Origin of the sequence: Streptomyces sp. NPDC047061, from assembly GCF_040643955.1 — a bacterium.
Lineage (GTDB): Bacteria > Actinomycetota > Actinomycetes > Streptomycetales > Streptomycetaceae > Streptomyces.
Window position 1 is genome coordinate 136,019 of record NZ_JBEYVI010000002.1, and the last position, 16,635, is coordinate 152,653.

General features: G+C 69.8%; 13 protein-coding genes and 1 pseudogene. 10 read left to right on the forward strand and 4 right to left on the reverse strand.

The features are described from left to right. The first annotated feature begins 231 nt into the window (after nt 1–231). Nucleotides 232–1,080, forward strand: coding sequence for a menaquinone biosynthesis protein (locus tag ABZ887_RS04030; protein ID WP_361282674.1), 849 nt, complete (start codon nt 232–234; stop codon nt 1,078–1,080). A 122-nt stretch (nt 1,081–1,202) separates the two neighbouring features. After that, entirely contained in the window at nt 1,203–2,897 is a 1,695-nt protein-coding gene (locus tag ABZ887_RS04035; RefSeq protein ID WP_361282676.1) for a serine/threonine-protein kinase, read from the forward strand. A gap of 23 nt (nt 2,898–2,920) precedes the next feature. Here the strand turns inward: ABZ887_RS04035 and ABZ887_RS04040 are convergent, their stop codons facing one another. After that, entirely contained in the window at nt 2,921–7,495 is a 4,575-nt protein-coding gene (locus tag ABZ887_RS04040; protein WP_361282678.1) for an FtsK/SpoIIIE domain-containing protein, read from the reverse strand. A gap of 241 nt (nt 7,496–7,736) precedes the next feature. Between ABZ887_RS04040 and ABZ887_RS04045 the strand changes: the two genes are divergently transcribed. Then, entirely contained in the window at nt 7,737–8,039 is a 303-nt protein-coding gene (locus ABZ887_RS04045) for a WXG100 family type VII secretion target (RefSeq protein WP_046726478.1), read from the forward strand. 66 nt (nt 8,040–8,105) lie between these two features. On the opposite strand, the gene ABZ887_RS04050 is transcribed toward ABZ887_RS04045, so the two are convergent. After that, the gene (locus ABZ887_RS04050; RefSeq protein WP_361282680.1) at nt 8,106–8,804 is read right to left on the reverse strand and encodes a hypothetical protein; all 699 of its coding nucleotides are present in this window, start codon (nt 8,802–8,804) and stop codon (nt 8,106–8,108) included. 78 nt (nt 8,805–8,882) lie between these two features. Between ABZ887_RS04050 and ABZ887_RS04055 the strand changes: the two genes are divergently transcribed. The 5 genes from ABZ887_RS04055 to ABZ887_RS04075 all read left to right on the forward strand — a co-directional run bounded on the left by ABZ887_RS04055 (nt 8,883) and on the right by ABZ887_RS04075 (nt 12,311). Beyond that, nucleotides 8,883–9,188, forward strand: a complete 306-nt coding sequence (locus ABZ887_RS04055; RefSeq protein ID WP_361282682.1) for a hypothetical protein — start codon at nt 8,883–8,885, stop codon at nt 9,186–9,188. Next, nucleotides 9,185–10,462: a putative T7SS-secreted protein gene (locus ABZ887_RS04060; protein WP_361282684.1), complete on the forward strand. Its 1,278-nt coding sequence runs from the start codon at nt 9,185–9,187 to the stop codon at nt 10,460–10,462. The genes ABZ887_RS04055 and ABZ887_RS04060 overlap by 4 nt, the downstream gene beginning before the upstream one ends. Before the next feature lie 45 nt (nt 10,463–10,507). Then, nucleotides 10,508–11,086 carry a hypothetical protein gene (locus ABZ887_RS04065; RefSeq protein WP_361282686.1) on the forward strand — a complete coding sequence of 193 codons (579 nt, stop codon included), beginning with the start codon at nt 10,508–10,510 and terminating at the stop codon, nt 11,084–11,086. A gap of 68 nt (nt 11,087–11,154) precedes the next feature. Beyond that, entirely contained in the window at nt 11,155–11,751 is a 597-nt protein-coding gene (locus tag ABZ887_RS04070) for a hypothetical protein (RefSeq protein ID WP_361282688.1), read from the forward strand. Then, a complete protein-coding gene (locus ABZ887_RS04075; protein WP_361282690.1) occupies nt 11,748–12,311 on the forward strand; it encodes a hypothetical protein in 564 nt (187 codons plus the stop codon). Before ABZ887_RS04070 ends, ABZ887_RS04075 begins: the two co-directional genes overlap by 4 nt. Before the next feature lie 69 nt (nt 12,312–12,380). Here the strand turns inward: ABZ887_RS04075 and ABZ887_RS04080 are convergent. Then, nucleotides 12,381–12,695 (reverse strand): annotated as a pseudogene (locus tag ABZ887_RS04080) (hypothetical protein); the annotation flags it as partial. Nucleotides 12,696–12,721: 26 nt separating this feature from the next. Here ABZ887_RS04080 and ABZ887_RS04085 point away from each other — a divergent pair. Together ABZ887_RS04085 and ABZ887_RS04090 are read left to right on the forward strand one after the other, a co-directional pair. Beyond that, nucleotides 12,722–13,315, forward strand: a complete 594-nt coding sequence (locus tag ABZ887_RS04085; RefSeq protein WP_361282692.1) for a hypothetical protein — start codon at nt 12,722–12,724, stop codon at nt 13,313–13,315. A 378-nt stretch (nt 13,316–13,693) separates the two neighbouring features. After that, entirely contained in the window at nt 13,694–14,266 is a 573-nt protein-coding gene (locus ABZ887_RS04090) for a hypothetical protein (protein WP_361282694.1), read from the forward strand. A 286-nt stretch (nt 14,267–14,552) separates the two neighbouring features. Here the strand turns inward: ABZ887_RS04090 and ABZ887_RS04095 are convergent, their stop codons facing one another. Further along, a complete protein-coding gene (locus tag ABZ887_RS04095) occupies nt 14,553–16,550 on the reverse strand; it encodes a protein kinase (RefSeq protein WP_361282696.1) in 1,998 nt (665 codons plus the stop codon). Between the last annotated feature and the right edge of the window lie 85 nt (nt 16,551–16,635).

Sequence of the window (16,635 nt, forward strand, 5' to 3'; positions counted from 1 at the left end):
CGAGAGCCCGCGGTTACATGCTCCGCAGGCTCTGTACTGCAAGGGAAACCAAACTGCAACTTGCGGCGAGCCTAGCATGTGGGCAGCGGAAAGCAACAGAGGCCAAGATCACGTCACCCGGACGTTTGAATGGCCCCGAAGACGGGTTGACCGTACGGGCGGCCTGTGCGTCAAGTGCGGTGGGGCGGGGGCGGTCCCAGCACGGTACCCCATGGGGTCTAGTCTCGCGATGTGGACAATGCTCGCACCCGGCCGCGCGTCGGCCACATCCAGTTCCTGAACTGCCTGCCCCTCTACTGGGGGCTCGCGAGAACCGGCACCCTCCTCGACTTCGAGCTGACCAAGGACACCCCTGAGAAGCTCAGCGAGCAGCTGGTGCGCGGCGACCTCGACATCGGGCCCATCACCCTCGTCGAGTTCCTGCGCAACGCCGACGACCTGGTCGCCTTCCCGGACATCGCCGTCGGCTGCGACGGCCCGGTGATGTCCTGCGTGATCGTCTCGAAGGTGCCGCTGGACCGGCTGGACGGCGGCCGGGTCGCCCTCGGCTCCACCTCGCGCACCTCGGTCCGCCTCGCCCAGCTGCTGCTGTCCGACCGCTACGGCGTCCGGCCCGACTACTACACCTGCCCGCCCGACCTCAGCCTGATGATGCAGGAGGCGGACGCGGCGGTGCTCATCGGCGACGCCGCCCTGCGCGCCAACCTGCTGGACGGCCCCCGCTACGGCCTCCAGGTCCACGACCTCGGCGCACTCTGGAAGGAGTGGACGGGCCTGCCGTTCGTCTTCGCGGTGTGGGCGGCGCGCCGGGACTACCTGGAGCGCGAACCGCACCTCACCCGCGAGGTGCACGGCGCCTTCCTCGACTCCCGCAACCTCTCCCTGGAGGAGGTCGCCAAGGTCGCCGAACAGGCCGCCCGCTGGGAGGCCTTCGACGAGGCGACCCTCGCCCAGTACTTCACCACCCTCGACTTCAGCTTCGGCGCGCCGCAGCTGGCGGCGGTGGCGGAGTTCGCCCGCCGCGTGGGCCCGACGACCGGCTTCCCGGCGGACGTGAAGGTCGACCTTCTCTCCCCGTGAGGGGACGCGCCCCAAAGGGGCGCGGGGAACTGCGCGACCAGCCCCCACCGGCCCGCGGCAAAGGAACTACCTGACCGCCGGAGCGCATAGGCTGCTGCCGAACTCTCTGGGGGTGAGGGCACATGCAGCCGCTCGCGGGCGACGAACCCACGGCCGTCGGGCCGTACCGGCTGCTCGGCCGGCTCGGCTCCGGCGGCATGGGCCGCGTCTATCTCGGCCGTTCGGCCGGCGGCCGCTCCGTCGCCGTGAAGATCGTGCACCCGCACTTCGCGCTGGACGAGGAGTTCCGCGCCCGCTTCCGCCGCGAGGTGGCCGCCGCCCGGCGGGTCGGCGGTGCCTGGACGGCCCCCGTCCTGGACGCCGACCCGGACGCGCCCGTGCCCTGGGTCGCCACCGCCTACGCGGCCGGCCCCTCCCTGACGGCCGCCGTGACCGACGGCGGCCCGCTGCCCGCGCACACCGTACGGGCGCTGGGCGCGGGGCTGGCCGAGGCGCTGGCGGCGGTGCACGAACTGGGCCTGGTGCACCGGGACGTGAAGCCGTCGAACGTGCTGCTGACCCTGGACGGCCCGCTGCTCATCGACTTCGGCATCGCCCGGGCCACGGACGGCACGGCGTCGCTGACGTCGTCGGGGGTGTCGATCGGCTCGCCCGGATACATGTCCCCGGAGCAGATCCTCGGCAAGGGCGCCACGGGCGCCGCGGACGTCTTCTCCCTCGGTGCTGTACTCGCCTACGCGGTGAACGGGGAGCCGCCCTTCCCGGGCGACTCCTCGGCCGCCCTGCTCTACAAGGTCGTCCACGAGGAACCCGAACTCGGCGCGCTGAGCGGTGAGTTGCGGGAGGTCGCCGAGGCGTGCCTCGCGAAGGAGCCGGGGCGGCGGCCCGCCCCGGCGGAGGTGGCACGACGGCTGGCTCCGGAGGGGGCCGCGCGGCTGATGGCGGGCGGGTGGCTGCCGGGGGCGCTGGTGGAACGGGTCAGCCGGAGCGCCGTGGAGGTGCTGAACCTGGAGGTCGCGGAGGCCGCGGGGGTCGGGGCGCCGTCCGGGCCGGTGGAGTTCGGCACCCCGTCCGTGGGCGGGGAGTTCGGACCGCCGCCGACGGTTCCGCCCATGGTCGTACCGGCGCAACCCACGGACGTACCGGCGTCGCCCACGGTCGTACCGGAGCCGCGGGACGGCGTGCCGCCGGCGCCCGGGAAGGTGTCCGTGAGCGTCGCCGCGACCGCCGTACCGGGAGAGAACGGGCGCGGCCGCCGGGTGAGCTGTACGGTCGCGCTCTCGGTGGCCGCGGCGCTGGCGGTGGTCACCGTCGGGGTGGGGTTCCTGGTGAAGCCGTTCCTCGGGTCCGACGGCAGCGGGGCGAGCAATGACGCGGGATCCGCCGCCAAGTCGCCCTCGCCGTCCGCGCCGTCCACGTCGTCCACGGGGTCCGAGCCGTCCACGGGGTCCGCGTCCGGCGGGGCGATCCCGGCCTCCTACCTCGGCACCTGGGAGGGCTCGGCCACCGCCCTGTCCGGCAACCTGCCCATCGGCACCTTCCGGGTCACCGTCGAACAGGCGGCGGTCGGCAAGGAGCTGGGCCGTCTGCGCCAGACCGACCAGCTGGGCGGGGTCTGCACGGACATCCTGACCCTGAGGTCGGTGACGGCCGCCAAGCTCGTCGCCTCCTCCACGGGCGCCGAGGGCAACCACGACGGCTGCGACCCCGGCACCAACACGGTCTACCTGACCCCGAGCCACGGCGACCTGGTCTACACGTCGGACAGCGGGGCGGAGGGGAACCCGGTGGCGGTGATGTCGAAGACGGGGGACTGACCCCCGCCTCCGGCCTACGACCGCTACTGCGGGGTCGTCACCGTGACGTGCTCGCCGCTGCCCAGGTGCAGCATGCCCTTGCCGGGCTGGATCGGGCCGCCCACCATGGCGCGGGTGGTCCGGATGCCGATCAGCTCGCCGGAGCCGGACTCCTGTGGGGAGAGCAGGATGCCGCGGCGGGCCTTCTTGGCGTCGACCTGCCAGCCGGAGAAGCCGTCGCAGATCTCGTCCTCGTCACCGGCGATGACGACGGCCAGCCCCTCCTCGGCGCCGCGCTCCACGATCCGCTTGAAGACGTCCTCGGCGTCGCAGTCGTCCAGCACCTCGGCGTCGTCGACCAGCACGACGATCGGCTCGGCGGGCGAGGCCGACGCCAGCAGCTCCGTCAGCTCGTCCTCGTCCACGTCCCGGCCGGTGAAGACCTTCAGTACGCCTTCCTGACCGTCGAGTTCGCGCAGCGGTGACTGCCGGGGCGCGGCGACGACGATCCGCACGGCGTTGGCCAGGTAGGAGCGGGCGAAGCCCAACAGGGCGGTGGAGCGGCCGGACTTGGCGGGGCCGCCGATGACGAAGGCGGGCACGCCCTGTGCCAGGTCGGGCCCGAAGGCGGTGAGTTCGTCGCCGCCCACGCCCACCAGGGCCCACAGCGGGGCAGCCGCCGCGGCCGGGTCCCGCATCGCCCAGGCCTCCTCGAAGGAGATCCGGCCGGGCAGCACGTCGACCCGGAACGGCCGCCGGGAGCGCGGCACCTGCGCGTCCCGGGCGTCGGCCGCCTCGCCGATCGCGGCGATCGCGGCGGCCTGCCCCTGGCCGGTGGTGTCCGCGGAGAGCAGCGCGAACTGCGTCTCGGCGGCCGTCTCGCTGCGGAAGGCGCGGCCGGGCGGGATCTCCTCGGGCACCTTGCGGGAGTTGATGTCCAGCATCGAGAAGTCGGCGCGGTCGGCGAGCCGCAGACCGTACTTGTCCTCGGTGAGGGAGGAGATCCGGCCGGCCAGGATCTGCCGGTCGCCGGTGAGGACGAGATGGATGCCGACGCTCGCGCCCTCCCGCATCATCACCATGATCCGGTCGGTGAGGTCGCCGTGGTTGATCTCGCCGAGGGTGGGCAGCCAGCCCTCCCAGCGGTCCAGGAGCAGCACGATGTGCGGCAGCCGCTCCGCCTCCGGCACGGCCGCCCGCTGCTCGCCGATGTCCGCGAACCCGCGGTCCGCGAGCAGCTCCTGACGGCGGCTCAGCTCGCCGGAGAGGCGGGCCATGAGCCGTTCGACCCGCTCGGTCTGGTTACGGCTGACGACGGCACCGCAGTGCGGCAGCCGGGTCAGCGCGTTCAGCGCGCCGTTGCCGCAGTCGATGCCGTACAGGTGCACGTCGGCACAGGAGTTGGTGCGGGCCAGCGAACCGGCGATGGTGCGCAGCACCTGGGACCGTCCGGTGCGCGGGGCACCGGCGACGATGAGATGCCCGAAGGTCGCGAAGTCGACGGCGACCGCGCGCCGGGCCTGCTCGGCGGGCAGGTCCTCGACACCGTAGGCGGCGGCGGGCAGCGCGCCCTGCGCCTGCACGGCCGGTACGTCGTCGAGCAGCAGCATGTCGTCGAGGGCGGGCAGCCACGGCGAGTGCTGGGCGGGGACCCGGAGGGCGGTGTTGGCCTCGCGCACGGCGTCGACGAGCACCTTCAGGTCGGTGATCTCGTCGTCCTCCTTCGCCTCGGACTTCGGCTTGCGCAGCGCGGCCCGCCCGAGGTCCTGCCAGGACAGCGCCCCGGCCCAGGGCGCGAGCGTGGCCGGGTCCGCGGCACCGGGCCGCCTGCCTCCCACCCGTCCCGACTGGAAGGGGACCAGCGAGGCGTGCCCGAGCCGGACGTACGCCCGGCCCGGCGTGCTCTTCGCGATGTGCCCGGCGTCCGGCGCGTCGATGACGTCGGTGGACTCACCGGCGTCGGTCACCCGCAGCGCGATCCGCAGGTTGGTGTTGGCGCGGATCTCGGGGGACACCACACCGGAGGGCCGCTGCGTGGCGAGCAGCAGGTGAATGCCGAGCGACCGCCCACGCTGGGCGATGTTCACAAGTCCCGTGACGAAGTCGGGCAGATCGCGCACCATCGACGCGAACTCGTCGATGACGATGAGCAGTCGGGGAACCGGCGCCCGGGACGGATCCCTTCTCACGAGGTCCTGGTAGTCCTCGATGTCCTTGGCGTCGGCGGCGGCGAGGATGTGCTCGCGCCGCTTCAGCTCCGCGCCCAGCGACTCCAGGGCCCGCTCCACCAGGTGGGCGTCGAGGTCGGTGACCATGCCCACGGTGTGCGGCAGCTTCACGCAGTCCTTGAACGCCGAGCCGCCCTTGTAGTCGACGAGCACGAAGGTCATGTTCTCGGGGGTGTTGGCGACGGCCAGCGCGGCCACGATGGTCTGGAGCAGCTCGGACTTGCCGGAACCGGTGGTACCGGCGATGAGCCCGTGCGGCCCGTCCCGCCGCAGGTCGATGCCGAACGGCCCGTCGTACGACTCCCCGATGACGGCCATCGTCGACTGCCCGCCCATCCGCCACCGCGCGGCGATCGCGTCGCGCGTGGGCGGCTCCAGCTGGAGCACGTCGAGCAGCCGGCTCGCGGCGGGCAGCGCGGAGTCCTCGCTCTCGCCGCTGATGTCCCGGAGCGGGGAGAGCGAGCGGGCGAGCCGGCCGCACCAGGCGGCGGAGACGAGGTCGGGCCGTACGTTCAGCTTGCGCAGCGCCCCGCTCTGCTCGACGCGCAGCCGCAACTCCAGGTCCTGCGGCTCCTGTTCGGCACCGCCGCCCTGCTGCGGATGCCAGGCCTGGAAGGAGGGGAAGCCGCCGACGGCCTGCTGGGGGACGGGAGTTGCCTGAGCGGCCGTCTCCTTGCCGGTGGCCCGCGGCTCGGCGACCACGACGCCCTGGCACTCCCCGGGAAGGAAGCGCTCCTCCTCGTCGAGGCAGAGGGAACGAATCGCGACCCCAGGCCCCTCCTTCAGCAGCCGTACGACACCGGGCATGGACCGCAGCCGCCGCGACCCGTCCCACACCACCACGATGTCCGGGTCGGCGAAGGCGGGCCCGTCGACCTTGCTGCGCCCGCCCTGCTGCAGGGCCTTCTGCCGGCCGTCGAGGAGCTGGGTGAGTTCGCCGACGCGGGCGCCGACGGTCTCGGAGTCGGTGCCGATGAGGACGTTCACGTCCTGCCCGCCGCCCGGCCGGGAGTGCGGCAGCCAGCGCACCCAGTCCCACCGGTCACCGGCGTCGTTGTCGGTGAGGACGTAGAACTGCACGTCCATCGGGCTGTGCAGGACGGCGGTCTGGGCGACCGCCCAACGCCCCAGCGCATGCGCCGAGTCCCCCGGCCCGGCGACCCCGATCACCCCGAGGTCGCGCAGCGACAGGCCGACCGGGGCGTCCTCGATGTACCAGCGGACCTTGCGCTTGTGCTCGTCCTGCTCGGGGTCGTCCAGCTCGACCTCGGAGGGCACGCGCCCGGTGCCGAACCGGATCAGCAGGTGGTCGGCGTCGGGGCGCCGCCGCTCCCACAGCCGCGTCCGCGGCCCGGTGCCGTACGTCAGCACGGCCGCCGGATCCGGCACCGCCCCCCGCCGCTCGGTCCGCTCCGCGACGAGCGCCTCCTGCGCCTCCTCCTCGATCCGGGCCTTGTGCTCCTTGTACTCCTTGAGCTGCTTGGCGTGTGACTTCCGGCCGTGCTTCTTGTCCATGAAGTAGTTGCCGAAGAGCATGATCGGGCTCATCACGGCCATGATCAGGTAGTACCAGCGATGGAACATGAAGACGGACACGACCGCGCCGACGAGCGGCAGCAGCGCCATCAGCCAGGGCAGCGGACGGGCCTCGTAGTCGCCGGGCGGGTTGGGCAGCGAGAAGTGCGTCTGCCGGTCGGCGGGACGCAGCCGCGGCGGCCGGTTGTAGTCGAGCCCGGCACCGTCGTCGGACCACTTGAGCGCGGCGTTGGGCGGCGCGTACCCCGTGATCTCCAGCAGTGTGTTGCCCAGCCCGAGCTGGGAGTTGAGAGGCCAGTCGCCGCCGCTCCGGAACTCCTCCCCGTCCAGTCGGGCGTCTTCGGTATGGGTCTGCACTTTGCAGGTGCCGTCGATGGCGATGGTGAGGGTGGCGGCGCGGGCCGGCAACTCGGGGTCCTCGACGCGGAGATGGGAGGCGGCCCCGGTGCCGATGTCGTACCGGCCGACGCCGAGCCGGTGCACGGCGCCGGCGGCGGGACCGCCGGCGACCCGGAACTCCACGATGCCGGTGGGCTCGCCGAGCAGGCACCCGGCGGGGTCGTGGAGGCTGACGACGACACCGTCCCGCAGCGGCGAACCAACGACGGTGGCGGCGGGGTCGAGGGCGTACCCGTCGACGTAGGCGTGCGGCCCGGCGGCCTGGAAGGGAGCGGCACCCCGTGACGCCCCGATGGGTATGACCTGCGCCCCGCCCTGGCTCTCGGGATGTCCCACCCCCACCTGCCGGGCCAACTCCCGGGCCACGTCACCGACGGTCGACTCGGGATCCGCGTCGAGCACGACGTCGGCGGTGGCACCGCCGACCGGGTCGACGACGGTCAGACTCAGGCGCACGTTCGTCCCCCAACACACCGAGAGCACCCAACACAGTGGAAGTGACCTTAGCCGTCCGCTCTTTCCCGGGTGCAACGGGATGTGTGCGGTTCCACGATTCCGCCGCACAAGGACCGTGCGGTCCCACGCGTCACCCCCGTAGGATCTTTGCTCGTGCGGACGGCCATGCCATGGCCAAGGATCCGCGCGAAGGGTGCCACGGGGGAAGGCCCTGAGGCCACACCAACGGGAGGGAGCCGTCATGGCCAGCAAAGACACGGATCTCACATATGCCGAGATGGAGAAGGTCGCCGGCGACCTGATCAAGGACATGCACGAGCTTGAGGACAAGATCAAGAACGTCGAGAAGCGCGTCTCCGCCCTGGTGGAGAACGGCTTCACCACCCAGAAGGCCTCGGGAGCGTACGACGACTCCATGAAGGACTTCACGAAGGGCGCGACGAAGACGATCCAGGGCCTGCACGGGCTGTCCGACTTCCTGAAGAAGGCCAAGGAAGCGTACGAGCAGCTGGACGACCAGCTGGCGAAGCAGGCCAAGGGTTAGTAAAGTCCGAGGTCGTCGAACGACCGGTGCGACGGAGCATGTGCTGTGCTCCGTCGCACTTGGCTGTCAGGCTTCGGTGGTCCGGGCCTCGCCCGGCTGCCTCTGCCGCTTCAAGTACGTGTGCAGTTCGCTGTCCCACTGCACGGTCGTCAGAGTGAGCCACGAGCCGTCCTTGAAACGCAGGACCAGCTTCTCGTTCCTGACCTTGAAGGCGAGGAGGGGGTCCGCAAGGACGGCTTCTTCGGTGGGTATCTCGGCGACGACCTGCATGAGGGCGTCGCGGCGGATCGACACGCGCTTGGGCGGAGCGGCCAGCAGGATGCGGTCCCCGGCGAGTGCGACAAAGCGTTGGTGGTGGGAGGAATGGCTGTACCACTGCAGGAGGAGGCGGCCGGCCGCCCCGTTCCAGTCGCCGTCGAAGGTCTTGTCGAGGCCGAGCTCGACGACGGCCTCGTCACGCTGCTTCTTTTCGAGCTTCGCGGCGCGGTGACGCTCTTGTTCCCCGGTCGTCGACAGCATCCGCTGGAGGGCCTCCTCACCCGCGCCGAGGAGACCGAACAGCTTGCCGATGAAGAGCAAGGGCATGCCCAGCGCGACTCCGAGCATGCCCAGCGGCCTGATGAGGGCGGGACGCAAGGGCGCCGATCCGGCTGCCCGGTGCACTTCGACAGGCGGTTCCGGGATCTTGCCGATCGTGCACCAGACCGCTGCGTCGGGCGTGACGCCGAGCCGGTCCCGCACGGTGTGGTCGGTACTCGTGGACAAACCCGTCCCACCTTCCATGTAGTTCGCCGGAGGAAGTCTCGCGGCAGTGTCTCATGTCCATGATGGGGGAATTCTTCAATGGCCGACAGAATCAGGTACGACCTCGACATGATCAAGGGGTGCTCTCGAACACTGGGCAGGCTCCACAATGAGTTTGACCAGCACGGGAACCCTTCGGACGGTTACGAGGACGAACTTGGGCACGGTGGACTGAAAGACGCCTTCGACGAGTTCAGTACCACCTGGAAGAAGACGCGCAAGAAACTGTCGAAGGAACTCAAGAAGTTGGCCGAGTACACCGGAGCGGCGGCCCAGAAGTACGAAGAGATCGACCATGAGTTGGCAAAGGCAATTGCCGACAACACGGGGAGGGGCAAGAAGTGAGTAGGCGATCCGGTGACTGGCCGCCGCTGTGGGACGAGGATCCCACCCCGGGCGATCCCGACGAAGTCGCCGCCCTCGGGCGCAAGTTGCGGCAGATGGCCGACATGATCGACGAGCAGGCGCGCGTGATCAAGGCCCTGTCATCGGTGGAGGGCTGGGACAGTGACGCCGGCCGCGCCTTCAACGAGATCGCCGACGGTGCCGGAGACCGGCTCAAGAAGGCGTTCGAGCGGTACGACGAGGCGTCCAAGGCATTGGGCACCAAGGTGGCCGAAGGTGAATCCAAGGAGTTCGCCGGAGAGTTGCAGCGAGCGCAGAAGAAGGCTGACAAGGCCTTGACGGATTACCATGAGGCCAAGTCCGATCACGATCTCGCCGATCGAGAAGTGAAGAAGTTCACGGACAAGTACCTCGTCAGTGAGATACCGGAGGCAGACAAGCCCGAGTACGAGCGCTGGGAGAGGAAGCGCGACGACGCGCTGCATCGCATCGGTCAGGCGCGCAAGGAAGTCAAAGACGCCAGGGACATCTTCGACGACGCCGGGGACCGTGCCGCCCGCCACATCAAGGATGTGGTCCACCACGACTCGGTGCGTGACCCCGGCGGATTCATGAACTGGCTTGCCGACTGGGCCGACACGTTCTCCAACATCTCCGCGATCCTGTCCGTTCTGGCAGTCGTCTGCGCATTCATCCCGCCGTTGCAGTTCCTGGTTCCCATCTTCGCCACCCTCGCGGTGCTCACCAGCGCGGCGGCGCTGGCAGGGCACGCCTACGACATGACGGTGCGCGGTGGAAAGGTCAACTGGCTCAAGCTCGGCACCGACTTTCTGGGAGTCCTTCCCGGGCTCGGTGCGCTCAAGGGCTTCAAGGCTCTCTCTGGACTCAGGGGCATGGAAAAGTTCACGGCCCTCTTCAAAGCAGGAACCTTGGGTAAAGTGGGGGCTGGTGCTCTTGCCGGAGTCGGGCACAACTTCCTCAATGGTCTAAGCGTCACCCTGACGAACAAGGTCCTTGGCCAAGGTCTCAAACTCGGGCAGCGTCTCAACGTCGCCGGTCTTCCTGAAAAATTCGCCCCCATCGCCGGAAAGCAGATCACCGGGGTTATCAAGGGAAACGGCCTCGCGAGCGCACTCCACAGGATGTTCAGTGGCGAGAACGGCGGAACCACCGGCTATCAGGAGCCGCAACCTGCCGAGTCCACACCGACCCCAACTCCGTCGCCATCGCCTCAGCCTTCGCCGAAGCCGTTCCACGCGGCGTTGGCTGCCTAGGCGCTCAGAAGTCCGTTTAAGCCGCGTATCAAGAAGGTGATCCAAGTGAGCGACTCGACCGACCTCGGCGAATGGGAATTCGTCGGCCGTAGGGGAGCAGAGACCGCGCGGCTTGTTCCTGGTGAGGTGATTGCCGCCGTTCCGGCCGCCAAGGCGTTCGCAGAGCAGTCGGGCAAGGAACTCCGCTTCGACTTCCTGGACGACCGGCGGGTCCTTCGTATGCTCCGGCTTCGACATGAGGACGAGACCGTGCTGTTCAACGCGGGGTCCAAGATCGGTGTGCCCGTAGCACTCATCGGCTTTGGCGTGGCGGTGTATTGGGGCGGCGTGGTTCAGTTCTGGGAGTCGGGTACCGCACGACTGGTCTATGCGGCTGTGGCCTGCGCTGTCGTACTGATCCTGCTCGCCGTCTTCGTACGCACTGCCGCTCTGCATTGGGGGAACCCTGTTCGCCAGAACCTCCGGGCCCGCGCGCGTGCCTACCGGGAACTGGCGCATCTCGCGCGCAAAGGCGGGGCAGATGTACCCGCTCACTATCCGCATTACGGCCCGTATCCATTCGCGGCCACGTTCCGTCCCGAAGTGGGCGAAGCAGAAACCGTCGATGGAGAAGGCCTGTCGTGAGCGCCGTAACAGCTGAAGAGAATGTTCAAGGTTCGCTCGGTGGCCCAGGCATCGATGTCCGCTGGATCATGCCGGAGGGATTCTTCGAGATCCCGATGGACGCGGAGAGCCTGGACGACACGGCCGAGCAACTCGTCGAACTGGCACGTGCCGTGATGCCGGAGGCCACCTTCGAGGTGCAATTGGAGTGGGCGGTCATGGTCGCCGCGCACTACGACTCCTTCGCCGAGGCCGGGATCCACTACTCCGGCTTTGTCATGACGGAGGTGGACGGGGAGCGGTGCACGGCGACGGTCACCGTCAGCATGATCGACCTGGACGAGAGGGCCGGCACCCACCCCGTCGGGTTCCTGGGCTCGACGATGCGGCACCTCGACATGGGCCAGGTCAGCGAGATCGAGTTGCCCTGCGGTCCGGCCGTGTCCTGCATCGGGACCCGGAAGGGAAACCTGCCCGGCAGCCTCACCGCCTCCGGAGCCGACGAACCGGTGGTGACCTCCTTCATCCAGGTCCAGATACCGCTCAGCAACGGAACGGTCCTGGTCCTGGAGATGGGCACCCCCACTCCCCAGGCCTGGGACGTCTTCTCGGCCATGTTCGCCGGCGTCGTGAAGAGCGTCCGCCTGTTCAGCGAGTCGGGCAAACCGATGGTGATGCCGGGATGACCACGGAGCCCGACGCCACGGCACCCCCCAAGGACTACCGGCTCCTGGTCCCCCGGGACTGGTTTCGCATCGATCTCACCCAGGAACGCTGGCGTGCGCAGCTGAAGACGTTCGTGGACCACCAGGCCGAAGGCAAGAACGTTCCGGCCGAGATCAAGCAGGAGACCTGGGCGACCCTGCGGAACACCGCTGAGGCTGGGGTCAGGTCCGGCGCGCTGGAGTTCTTCCTGAGGCCGGAACTGGAAGGCGGCGGCATCCTGCCCGCTTCGCTCATCGTCTCCCTGATTCCTCGGCGCGGGGGACTGACTCCCCGGGACCTCCGGGAGTTGCTCGAAGCAAAGCAACGGCAGAACCCGGCTGGGGTAGAGGTCTCGACCGTCTCCCTTCCGGCGGGCGAGGCGGTGCGAGTTGTTGGCCCGACGACGCTGGATCTGTACGTCCAGATGCCCGGGGGCGTCGGTTATCTGGCTCTGGCGTTCGCGGTGCCGCTCAGTGGAGTGACTGGACCCATGCGCAGGCTCTGCGACTCGATCGCGGAGTCGTTGCGGTGGATCGTGTAAGGGCATCGGTTCGGATGCCGCGTTCTGTGAGGCCGGCGGAACGGAGCTCCGCCGGCCCCATGCGTCCGATCAGCGAACGACGGCCTGGATTTCCCGCACGGTGATGTCCTGCGTGGTTCCGAAGGTGCCGTCGGGTAGGTCGTCTCCCGTGTCACCGGTACCCGTCCAGGAGATCTTCCAGGTGATCGTCGCCCGAAGCTTGAAGACGCCGTCACCGGAGGAGCGCAGGTACCTGATGCCGCAGGGCGGGGTCTTGCCCGCGTCTCCCTTGGCGTAGGGCTGGCCGATGGAGCCGTCGGCGTTGAAGCCGCACTCGCCGGAGGCGGGGAAGGTCTCGGCGTCCGCGGTGCCGGGTTCGAGCTTGAGGGCGACGGGCTTCGCGCTCACCTGGCTGGACGGTGACGCCGTCGATGAGTGACATCGAGAGCTGCGGCATCGTCTGCCCGACGAACTGGGTGCCGCTCCCGCCCGATCCGTCGGAGGACGTGAAGAGGTGGGCGAAGAACACTGCGACAGAACTCTGCGAGCGGAGCCGCGCGGCGGGGTACGAGCTGGACAGCAGAGCCTTGCGGAAGGACCTGCAGGGCTGGGCCGAGGACAGCCGCAGCCGTGGCCCGCTGTACGGCTTCGCCTTCTACCCCGACGGATTCGACACGGCCCTGGCCCTTCTGGAGGTCGAGGTCGTCCGGCCCGACGACGCGGTTCCGCGGTTCTCCCTGGGCTGGCTGGCGGACACCTTCAGCGCACACGACTTCGGGCCGCCGCAGATCTCGCATCCCGAACTGCCCATCGGCCCCGCCGTGCGCCTTCGCCAGAACTTCGCAGCGGACGGAATGCCGCGCCGCGGTCCCGGAGTTCTGCTGCAGACAGTCACCTACGGCATCCTCCCGGAAGGCACCGACAACGCCGTCGTGCTCCAGGTGTCCTGGCCCGTGCCGGGCATCGACGAGGAGATCGAGGATGCCGCGGACAGCATCGCGCGGACGTTGACGGTGGGGTACTGAGCCGGGGGAAGGTGTGTTCCGTTTACTGAGGTTCCATGCGTGATGTCGCAGACGGAGTGTGCTTGAGCTGGGACGGTCGTCGGTCCTAGCGAGACCTCACGCAAAGATCATCGGTGGCGGCGCGGCGCCGCACGCCCGCTCCACGCGCAGGGCAATCAGCCGCCTGCCCAGAGGTGGGGCGCCTCGTGGCAGAGGTGCTCGGTCGGCTTGTTCTGCCCGGCCGGGGCACCTTCCCCCGTTCGAGGGGTTCGCGGTCTCAGGCGCACGTTTCTGGGCCGACCCCAATAATGATCATGCTCTCCTTGGCGGCGGGCCCGGCTCGCTGGGCCACGACCGGCTGACGGCGGCACACGCCGCATGACACGAAGGGGAGCGGCAATGACGATTGAGACCGCCTATGCCCACCGTTCAGGGAACTACGGCCTGATCAGGGGCGGGCAGGTGCACCACAGCGACTGGGACAAGGGCCAGGTCAAGGCGCTCAGGGACATGTACCCCAGCATTCCGGAGAGCTTCGTGGCCGGCGGGATCGACGCCGCTTATGCCCACCCGTCGGGGAGCTACGGCTTCATCAGGGGCAACCAGGTGCACCACACCGACTGGGGTACCGGCGTCACCAAGACACTCGCGGAGATGTACCCCAACATCCCGGACTCGTTCCGCAACGGCGTGGACGCCGCCTACGCCCACCCGGACGGGGATTACGGCCTGATCAAGGGCGGGCAGGTGCACCACAGCGACTGGGACAGGGGCCAGGTCAAGGCGCTCAGGGACATGTACCCCAGCATTCCGGAGAGCTTCGTGGCCGGCGGGATCGACGCCGCTTATGCCCACCCGAAGGGGAGCTACGGCTTCATCAGGGGCAACCAGGTGCACCACAGCGACTGGGCCACCAACGCCACCAAGACACTCGCGGAGATGTACCCCAACATCCCCAGCGCGTGGCAGTGAGCCTCGACTTCAACGCTCTGGGCTGCGCACTTCGTCGTCCCTCCAGCCGATACCGGCAGTGCCCCGCCCGGAGGGCACCCGCGCCCTGACACCGCCGTCTCCTGGCGCACCGCCATACCCTCGTCTGACGCCGCCATTCGGCGATTCGTGCCGCGCGGAGAGGAGGCGGGGGGTCCTCAGGACCCCCGCCCCCGCTTACCGGGCCTCGTGGCCGCCGACTGTTGTGATGCCGCGGGCCACGACGGGCGCCCACCCCGTGGATCCGGCGAGGCCGCGCGTGCCGGTGTCAGGACCAGGTCCATGCCTGGTTGCTGTTGCCGGCGCAGCTCCATGCCTGGATCCGCTGGCCGTCCTGACCGGACGTGGCGGCGTCCGCGTCCAGACAGAAGCCGTCCGGAGGACTGACCAGGGACTGGCCCTCGTTCGAGCCCGAGTCGCCGAGCCTCCACCGTTGCGCGGGCAGCCCGTTGCAGACCCTGCCGTGGACTCCGTGGCCGTTCTGGCCGGAGCCGGCGGTGTCGGCGTCCAGGCAGAGGCGGCTGCCCCGGTTGACGACGATGTACTGCCCGTCCCGCCCGGGAACGGCGTACAGCGCCCACTTCTGCTTGGCGACGTCCGCGCACTCCCAGACCCGGACGTCCGCGCTGTCCGCACCGGCACCGAGGCATCTGGGGGTCGGGGCGCCGTTGACGGTCTCGGTCACGGTGACCGCGCCTGACCGCACGGGACCGCGCGGGCTGTAAAGGAGCCTCTTGGTCTCCGGGCCGGCCTTGCCGTCGACGTCGGTTCCCGTCTCGGTCTGGAAGGCCCTGACGGCAGTGAGGGTCGCGGCGTCGAAGTCCCCGTTGACCGGGACGTACAGGCCGTGGGCGTTGAGCAGGCTCTGCAGGAGCGTGACGCATGCGGCCGAGGCTCCGGCGGTGATCTCGTCGGCGCAGGGTGCGGACCGCAGGTCCGAGACCGAGATGTTCTGCGGAGACGCCTTCGTCGCGCCGGTGGCGGTCGGCTCACCGCTCGTCGAGGTTGTCGCAGAAGGGGAGCCCGACCCGGAGTCCGACGCGGACGGGGTGCCGGGGGCCGAGGCCGGACCGTCGGTCTCGGGGTGGGCGGACGGCTGCACGGATCCGGCCGATGCGGGGGTGTCGCTCTCCGACAGCAGCGCCACGGTGACACCGCCGGCGACCAGGACGGCTGCCGCCGCCACCGCTCCCACCAGCGTCTTCCCGCGCTTGCGACGGATCGTGGGCGTGTCGGGCGCGGTGGCCGGGCCGGCGAGTGCGAGGGGCGGCGACGACGGCGGCGCGGCGGCGAACGCGTCCGCGTCGGCCGCCGGTCTCGCCCTCCGTGCCGCCCGAGCCGGTCGGCGCGGTGCGGGGACCGGTGCCGAGAGCTGGTGCCCGATGGCGGTCCGGAACACCTCGTCCGGTGCGGGCCGGGACTCGGGATCCTTGGCCAGACAGGCGCGCACGAACGCGCCCAGCTGCGGATCCGCGGCCGTCACCTTGTCGAGGACCTCCTCCCGAGGCGGGTCGAAGGCGACCCGGTGCAGGACGTCGACCCCCGTGCCCTCACCGAACGGCGGTGTCCCCGAGACGGCGTACGCCAGGGTGGACGCCAGCGAGAAGACATCGGACGCGGCCGTCACCTCCTGTCCCCGGACCTGTTCCGGGGACATGAAGGCGGGCGTGCCCACGTTCTGGCCGGTGGCGGTGATCGAGGTGCCGTCGGAGGCCTGAACGACCCCGAAGTCGATGACCCTGGCCCCGTCGGCCGCCAGGATCACATTGGACGGCTTGAGGTCACGGTGGACGATGCCCTGCCGCCACACCGCCTCGACCGCCCGCGCCAGGTCCGCCACCAGCCGCCAGGCGGCCTCCACGTCCATCGGCCCGCGCGCGTCGACGGCTTCGGCGAGCGTGGGCCCCGGTATGTACTCGGTCGCCACCCACAGCAGCTCCCCGTCGGTGCCGCTGCCCAACAGCCGTGCGGTGTGCGCTCCTTGGACCCGGCTCAGTGCGCTGACCTCACGGTCGAAGCGCTTACGGAAGAGCGGATCCTCCGCGTACTCGGGCCGCACCACCTTGACGGCGGCCAGTCCCGCACCTCCACCGGCGTTCCGGCCCAGATAGACCCGGCCCATCCCGCCGCTGCCCAGCACCGAGGTGAGCACATACGGGCCGACCCGCGGGGGATCGTTCTTCCGCAACGGGACCGGAGCGGGAGGTTCCATACCGGCCGCCGCGTAGGCCATCACGTCGGACCTGCTGCGGTAGTGGTCAGGCATGGGAATCCAGGTGTCTCGCGTGCCGCATGAGACCGCGAGAGTAGCGCAACAACCCTTCATTAAAGCCGAGTTGCCCCCGTTCCTG

What these genes read in the sequence shown, in the direction of transcription:
- ABZ887_RS04035 (WP_361282676.1), top strand. Translation starts at nt 1,203, where the DNA reads ATGCAGCCGCTCGCGGGCGACGAACCCACGGCCGTCGGGCCGTACCGG.
- ABZ887_RS04045 (WP_046726478.1), top strand. Translation starts at nt 7,737, where the DNA reads ATGGCCAGCAAAGACACGGATCTCACATATGCCGAGATGGAGAAGGTC.
- ABZ887_RS04055 (WP_361282682.1), top strand. Translation starts at nt 8,883, where the DNA reads ATGGCCGACAGAATCAGGTACGACCTCGACATGATCAAGGGGTGCTCT.
- ABZ887_RS04070 (WP_361282688.1), top strand. Translation starts at nt 11,155, where the DNA reads ATGCCGGAGGGATTCTTCGAGATCCCGATGGACGCGGAGAGCCTGGAC.
- ABZ887_RS04075 (WP_361282690.1), top strand. Translation starts at nt 11,748, where the DNA reads ATGACCACGGAGCCCGACGCCACGGCACCCCCCAAGGACTACCGGCTC.
- ABZ887_RS04085 (WP_361282692.1), top strand. Translation starts at nt 12,722, where the DNA reads ATGAGTGACATCGAGAGCTGCGGCATCGTCTGCCCGACGAACTGGGTG.
- ABZ887_RS04090 (WP_361282694.1), top strand. Translation starts at nt 13,694, where the DNA reads ATGACGATTGAGACCGCCTATGCCCACCGTTCAGGGAACTACGGCCTG.
- ABZ887_RS04095 (WP_361282696.1), bottom strand. Translation starts at nt 16,550, where the DNA reads ATGCCTGACCACTACCGCAGCAGGTCCGACGTGATGGCCTACGCGGCG.